Source organism: Corallococcus praedator (assembly GCF_003612125.1).
In the GTDB taxonomy this organism is placed as follows: domain Bacteria; phylum Myxococcota; class Myxococcia; order Myxococcales; family Myxococcaceae; genus Corallococcus; species Corallococcus praedator.
On the sequence record NZ_RAWI01000472.1, the window covers coordinates 1 to 6,416 of the forward strand.

The 6,416-nt window shown below is 71.0% G+C and carries 6 protein-coding genes; 3 read left to right on the forward strand and 3 right to left on the reverse strand.

Annotated elements, in window-relative coordinates:
* A partial coding sequence (locus tag D7Y13_RS46045) for a DUF6068 family protein (protein ID WP_120630950.1) occupies positions 1–1,081 on the forward strand: 1,081 nt, incomplete at its 5' end.
* 8 nt (positions 1,082–1,089) lie between these two features.
* Here the strand turns inward: D7Y13_RS46045 and D7Y13_RS36405 are convergent.
* Positions 1,090–2,928: a patatin-like phospholipase family protein gene (locus D7Y13_RS36405; RefSeq protein ID WP_120585940.1), complete on the reverse strand. Its 1,839-nt coding sequence runs from the start codon at positions 2,926–2,928 to the stop codon at positions 1,090–1,092.
* Between the two features lie 164 nt (positions 2,929–3,092).
* On the opposite strand from D7Y13_RS36405, the gene D7Y13_RS36410 reads away from it, so the two are divergent.
* Together D7Y13_RS36410 and D7Y13_RS36415 are read left to right on the forward strand one after the other, a co-directional pair.
* Entirely contained in the window at positions 3,093–3,986 is an 894-nt protein-coding gene (locus D7Y13_RS36410) for a bestrophin family protein (protein ID WP_120534022.1), read from the forward strand.
* Positions 3,967–5,364 carry a rhodanese-like domain-containing protein gene (locus tag D7Y13_RS36415; RefSeq protein ID WP_120585941.1) on the forward strand — a complete coding sequence of 466 codons (1,398 nt, stop codon included), beginning with the start codon at positions 3,967–3,969 and terminating at the stop codon, positions 5,362–5,364. The genes D7Y13_RS36410 and D7Y13_RS36415 overlap by 20 nt, the downstream gene beginning before the upstream one ends.
* A gap of 60 nt (positions 5,365–5,424) precedes the next feature.
* Here the strand turns inward: D7Y13_RS36415 and D7Y13_RS36420 are convergent, their stop codons facing one another.
* Positions 5,425–5,871, reverse strand: a complete 447-nt coding sequence (locus D7Y13_RS36420) for an organic hydroperoxide resistance protein (RefSeq protein WP_120534024.1) — start codon at positions 5,869–5,871, stop codon at positions 5,425–5,427.
* 37 nt (positions 5,872–5,908) lie between these two features.
* Complete coding sequence (locus tag D7Y13_RS36425) at positions 5,909–6,343, reverse strand: MarR family winged helix-turn-helix transcriptional regulator (RefSeq protein WP_120534025.1); 435 nt, start codon at positions 6,341–6,343, stop codon at positions 5,909–5,911.
* Positions 6,344–6,416 lie beyond the last annotated feature (73 nt).

The following is a 6,416-nucleotide window of genomic DNA, read 5'->3' on the forward strand; positions in this document are numbered from 1 at the left end:
CACCCCCACCACCGCCTCGCCGTGGCAGCGCGCCCGCGTCGGCGACCGCGTGGAGTACGCCTTCTCCGCCCACCGGGGTCGCCCCGGTGGCCAGCGCGTCGCGGGGCCTCCCGGACCTGGCACCGCCGTGGCCGGCCACGTCGCCCTGGAGGTCGTCGCCGTGCAGGCTCCGTGGGCGTGGCTCACCGTCACCTTCACCGATGATCAGGGCAAGCCCCTGTCCCACCCGCGCCTCTCCCAGAACCGCGTGCTGCCCATGCGCATGGAAGAGACCCAGCCCTGGAAGGCCGAACACCGCGGCCAGCGCTCCGCCGAGCAGACCACCGCCGCCGGCCGCTCGTGGGACGCCCAGCGCTACCTGCACGACAGCCGCCCCAGCGACGGCCCCCTCCAGAACCGCCTCTATGCCTCGAAGCCCGGACCGCTGTACCTCACCCACGGCCTGCTCGACGCCAGCACCACCCTGTCCGGCTTCGGCGCCAGCGGCAGCCAGCAGCTCACGCTCGTGTCCTTCCGCCAGGGCACCGACGCTGGCGGCACCCTCCCCGCCCTCGAGCGGCCCTGGGGCCCGGGCACCTGGTTCGACGTGCGCCAGGACATCTCCGGCACGCCCTCCGTGCGCCGCGTCTGCATGGGCGCCGAACGCGGCTTCCTCCTGCGCAAGGACCTGACCGGCCCCACCGGCGACGCGCCCTGCGCGGACTTCCAGGAGGCCGAAGCCACGCCCGTGGAAGAGGCCCTCCTCGCGCTCGTCAGCGAAGCCGTCAGCCTGCCGCAGCAGTGGCCGCCCGTCACCGCCGGCACCGCGCCCTCGCGCCGGGAGACCCTCACCGTCGCCCAGCACTCCATCCCCGCCGTCGTCTTCGAAACACCGCTGGGTGAGGGCGCCGAGCGCCGCGTGCAGGTCGCCTCCTACGCCGCGGATCCATGGGGCGCCGCGCTCCACGGGCTCGCGGACGAGGCCCGCTTCGGAACGCTGTCGGACGGCATCTTCCGCGCCCCGCTCAAGGGCAAGCGCGTCGCCGAGGACAGCGGCACGCTCGCGGACTGGGGCGCCTGGGTGAAGGACGGCGGGAAGTAGTCCCGCCTTCAGTCACACGTGCGGCGCTCCGGCTTGTCCTTGCGGCACTGCGCCACGGACGGGAGCGCCTCGCGCGCCTCGTCCGTCACCTCCACCAACTGGCGTGCGCACTCCCGGGCCGCCAGCGTGCCCTGGATGTCGAAGAGGCCCAGCACCTCCGTGCACCGCTTCTGGAGCGACTCCACCCCGGCCACGAAGAGCGGCTGCATCACCTCCGGCGTGAACGAATAGCCGCTCGCCGTCGCCAGCCCCGTCTCCGGCTTGAACATCCAGGCCGTGCGCCAGCTGGTCGCCACCTGGTCGAAGCGCGCCGAGCCCATCCACACCGCCTGCCCCGCCGCCGGCGCCACCGTCCGGGCCGACTCGAAGCCCGTGCCCTTGCGGCGGCAGAAGTCCTCGCCCGCGCCCCGCAGCATGCAGACGTTGTACTCGCCCAGCCGGCGCGCCACCGCGAGCAGCTCCGCCTGCTGCACCTCGCCCACGCGCGGCTGCGCGACGAACAGGTCGATGGTGCGCATGAGCACGCTCATCGCGTTCTTCGGATCCTTCTCCGGCCCCGGGTTCACCCCGCCCGTCGAAATCACCAGCACCCGCTCCGCCCCGCGCTGCACCGCCTGGAGGAGCGGCAGCCCGGAGCGCACCCCGCCGTCGTAGTACGTCCCGTTCCGGTTCCCGGAGGCCGACGGCAGCAACTTCACCGGATCCGACAGCACCGGCTCCACGATGGACGCCACGATGGCCCGCGTCATCCCCCGCTTGCGCTCCGCGTCCGTCCCCCCGGCCTTGAAGTCCGCCGGGTCCTGGTCGCTCACGCCGAAGACATCCCCCGTCTGGAAGTCCACCGACACCGACACCAGCTCCGTGCCATTGTGGAACATGGCCGGCTCGATGAACTGATCCAGCTTCGAGTACACGCCATCGAACTGCACCAGCCCCCGCGTGTCGTCCGCCAGGTTCCACAGCCACGTGGAGTTCACGCAGTACAGGTCCGACTCCACCGTGCACGTGTAGTTGCCCATGAGCAGCTGGCGCGCCTTCGCCTCCTGCCCCGGCGTGTGGAACAGGTCCACCAGCGTGCTGATGAGCGCCCCGGTGCTCGTCCCCGCCGCCAGGTCGATGCGCGCATCCCCACACCCCTCCGGCGCGGGCTTGCCCCGGCACTGCTCCAGGATGCCCAGGAGCCGCCAGATGGCGCCCGCGCTGAACGCCCCGTTGGCCCCGCCACCGCTCAGCACCACCGCGTTGGTGGGCCGCTTCAGGTCCCGGCGCCACGCGCGCGCCCGCACGTAGCCGGCCGCGGACGCCGCGCCCTCGCGGATGCCCTGCGCCAGCGCTTCGCGCGTCAGCGGCACCTCCAGCGACTGCTGCAACGCCGCCAGCGACGGCGCGAGCCCCAGCGTGTTCGCGAGGAAGCGCTCCGCGTCCACCTCCGCCTCCGACGGCGTCGCCACGGAGAGCGACTGCGCGGGCAGCGGCACGCCCCACGCCGACGCCTTCACCGCCCGGTCGATGAAGCCCATGCGCGTGTCGTTCTCATAACAGGTTGCGGTGTCGGCCCCCGCGCGCTGGAGCAGACAGGCCGTCATGTCCAGCACGACCTCCGGCGATGCCCCCAGCGCGTCCATCCACCCACCCGCGCGCTCGGCATCCACATACGCGTCCATGAGCTGCGCGCGCGTGAGCCCCGCCACGCGCTCCACCGCCGGCACCCGAGGCGGCGCGTCCTGGGGCGCGGAGGACTCCGGCGCGTTCAGCGTGTCCAGCAGGACGTCCGTGCGCAGGGCACTGCAACCCCCCAGCGGTGCGGCGAGGAGGACCAGCAGCGGGAGCGTGACGTGACGGCGCATGGGGACGTCTCCTTGGAAGCGGGCCTCCCTCCTCCTTAGCCGAAGGGCTGTCGGACAGGCCACGGCCCGGAGCGTCGTGCATCCGCAATCCTGCAAAAGCCCTCCTCGCGACGCGGCGCGGTGCGGTTAGCATGCGCGCCCCCCAACGGGAGGCTCGAGGACCCATGGTTGAGTATGATCCGCATCGATGGTGGAGCTACTTCCACTACCTGCGCGGTTCGATGGTGAAGCAGATCGTCGGCCGTGTGTTGTTGTTCGTCCTCTGGTCCGCGGGCGTGGTGGCCTTCTCGCTGCACGTGACCCACGTGGGCGTGCCCCTCACGGTGCACACGCTGGCCGGCATGAGCTTGAGCCTGCTGCTCGTGTTCCGCACCAACGCCTCCTATGACCGCTTCTGGGAGGGCCGCAAGCTGTGGGGCGGCATCGTCAACGAGACGCGCAACCTGGCACGTGCGTCGGAGGTGTTCCTGGGCCGCACGCCCCTGTACGCCCCGCTGGTGCGCTGGACGGCCGCGTTCCCCTTCGCCGCCGCCGCGTGGCTGCGCGGCCAGCGTCAACTGGGCCCCAGGGTGGCGGAGCTGCCCCAGGCCTTCGTGCAGGAAGTGTTGAGCGCGCAGCATGTCCCGCTCAGCGTGGCGCGGCGGATGACGGCCGTGCTGGACGAAGGGCGCCGCTCGGGGCTGTATCCGGAGTACGTCCAGATGCAGCTCGACCAGAACGTGCAGTTGCTCATCGACTACCTGGGCGGCTGCGAGCGCATCCACCGCACGCCCATGCCGTTCGCGTACATGGTGCACCTGCGCCGCGCCCTCATCCTCTACTGCGCCACCCTGCCCTTCTCGCTGGTGGACACCTTCGGGTGGGTGACGGTGCCCGCCACCTTCGTCGTCACGTATGTCTTCTTCGGCATCGAGGAGATCGGCGTCGAAATCGAGGACCCCTTCGGCACCGACGACAACGACCTGCCGCTCGACGCCATCTGCGAGAACATCCAGAACAACCTGCTGGCCTTCCTGCCAGCGCCTGGCACGCCCCCACATGACCACTCCGCGCCCTGACGCCGTGGCCCCTCACGTCAACTCCGTCCTCTTCCAGATGAAGTGGAAGGCCGAGCTGCGCGCCAGCGGCGCGATGACGCCGCGAGTACCGGTGCAGTTCGTGGCTGAACAGGGGCGCGCGCTGCGCGTCATCGACATCCGGGAGAAGGAGGAGCTCACCGGCCTGATGGGCCACATCCCCGGCTCCCTCTGGGTGCCGCTGGAGCGCATCGCGGAGGTGTCCCAGCAGCTGGGTCCGGACATGCCCGTGGTGCTGGTGTCCCACAGCGGCCGGCGCGCGGGGCTGGCGACGCAGTTCCTCCAGGCGCTGGGCATGCGGTACGTGGCGGCGCTGTCGGGCGGGATGCTCGCGTGGCGCAACGCGGGCTATTCCGCCACCCGGCATTCGCACATCTTCGAGCGCGGCCTCACCACGCCCACCTTCGTGGAGGAAGGCCCCAGCGACGGGCCGCTGACGAAGGCGCACATCGAGCAGCACGTGGGCGACCCCAGCCAGGTGCGGTGGGCCCGGCTGTCCGCGCTCTTGATGAGCGGCCGGCGCTCGTGCGTGGACGGCCGCGACGAGCAGGGCGTCATCGGCACGCCGGGCGGCGACGCGGGCGAGTTCCTGCTGGCGCTCGCCAGCGTGGAGCGCATCACCGGCAAGACGCTCGACCTCCGCACGGTGGAGGAGATCCTCCTCCAGGAGCTGGAGGTATTCGGCCGCTTCTACATGCACACCGACACGCTCGCGTGGGGCAAGCTGGTGGCGTCCATCTCCAGCGACCGGCGCCTGTCCAACCGGCCCCTGCCGCCCCTGAACGACGAGGCGGGGTGGCATGCCTTCCTGGGGCACCCGGCGCCGGAGTCGCGCTCCGCGCTGATGGAGCACCTGCTGGAGCCCGCGCACCTGGGCTGCGGCCACCTGAAGCTGATGCTCACGAAGCCGGAGGACTACGGCGTGCGGCCGGAGCTGGTGCGCTCGTTCCTGCGCGCGTACCACGACCTGCGCTGGCAGGGCATGCCGGACCTGGAGTTCGTCACGCTCGAGGGCGTGCACGACGAGGCGGCGGTGCTGTCCGTGTACGTGGAGCAGGAGCTCTGGGACATGTCCTCCATCCCGCTCGTGTCTCCGTCCGTGGGGCCCAAGCAGGTGTTCGTCGCGCACCCGCAGGTGGCGGCCAAACACCGCGACCACTACGTGGAGTTCTTCCGCCGCCTGCCGCACCTGGTGACGCTGGAGCCCCACCACGTCGAGCCGCTGCGCACGGAGATGAACGCCATCGCGAACACCCAGTTGGGCCACACGCTCCAGCACCTGGCCAAGGGGCTGCCTCTCTTCGAGGCGCGCTTCGAGGGCGGCGACAAGGTGCGCGTGGTGGAAGCGGGCAAGGTGTAACAGCCCGCGCCTCCCGGGCTTCCCGTGCGACGCGCGGGAGCCCGGGTGAAGCGCTGCGTGCTACTCGGCGACGGAGACCTTCACCTCGATGTTGCCGCGCGTGGCGTTGGAGTACGGGCACACCTGGTGGGCCGCCTCCATCAGCTTCTGCGCCTCCTCCTGGGGGATGCCGGGCAGGATGCCCTGGAGCTCCACCGCGAGGCCGAAGCCGCCCTCGGGCGTCTTGCCGATGGTGACGGTGGCCTTCACGCCCGCCTTCTCATCCAGCTTCTTGCCCATCTTGCCCGCCACGAGGCGCAGGGCGCTCTCGAAGCAGGAGGAGAAGCCCGCGGCGAAGAGCTGCTCGGGGTTGGTGGCCGTCGTCTTGCCGGAGCCGCCCAGCGTCTTGGGCATCGCCAGCTCCAGGTTGTCCAGGGGGCTGTCGTTCAGCGAGATCCGACCGTTGCGGCCGCCGTGCGTGGTGGCGGTGGTGGAGTAGAGCTTCTCGGCGAGGGTGACCTGGGCCATGGGGTGCTCCTTCGTGAACTGCGTTTGGGTTTGCGAACTACCGTGAAACCGATTCGAACAGGCGCTGGACGTCCCGGCGCAGCCGGGCCAGCTCTTCCATCGACAGGCCGGTGCGGCAGGCGATGGCCTCCGGGATGGACGCGGCCTTGCGGCGCAAGCCGCGCCCCTGCGCCGTGAGCGACACGCGCACCGACCGCGCGTCCTCGGTGGAGCGCTCCCGGCGCACGAAGGCCAGCGTCTCCAGCCGCTTGAGCAGGGGCGTGAGCGTGCCTGAGTCCAGGTACAGCTTCTCCCCCAGCTCCTTCACCGACACCCCGTCCGTCTCCCACAGCACCAGCATCACCAGGTACTGCGGGTACGTCAGCCCCAGCTTCGACAAGAGCGGCGTGTAGGCCTGCACCATCGCCCGCGACGCCGCGTAGAGCGGAAAGCAGAGCTGGAGGTCCAGGCGGAGGAAGTCTTCCGGCGACATGGGAGATAGATAGCGCGCAATTAAATTGCGCGCAATCGAATTGGTGGCGGGGAAGTCCGGGTGGGGGCAGGTG

What these genes read in the sequence shown, in the direction of transcription:
- D7Y13_RS36420 (WP_120534024.1), bottom strand. Translation starts at nt 5,871, where the DNA reads ATGGCCCAGGTCACCCTCGCCGAGAAGCTCTACTCCACCACCGCCACC.
- D7Y13_RS36405 (WP_120585940.1), bottom strand. Translation starts at nt 2,928, where the DNA reads ATGCGCCGTCACGTCACGCTCCCGCTGCTGGTCCTCCTCGCCGCACCG.
- D7Y13_RS36415 (WP_120585941.1), top strand. Translation starts at nt 3,967, where the DNA reads ATGACCACTCCGCGCCCTGACGCCGTGGCCCCTCACGTCAACTCCGTC.
- D7Y13_RS36425 (WP_120534025.1), bottom strand. Translation starts at nt 6,343, where the DNA reads ATGTCGCCGGAAGACTTCCTCCGCCTGGACCTCCAGCTCTGCTTTCCG.
- D7Y13_RS36410 (WP_120534022.1), top strand. Translation starts at nt 3,093, where the DNA reads ATGGTTGAGTATGATCCGCATCGATGGTGGAGCTACTTCCACTACCTG.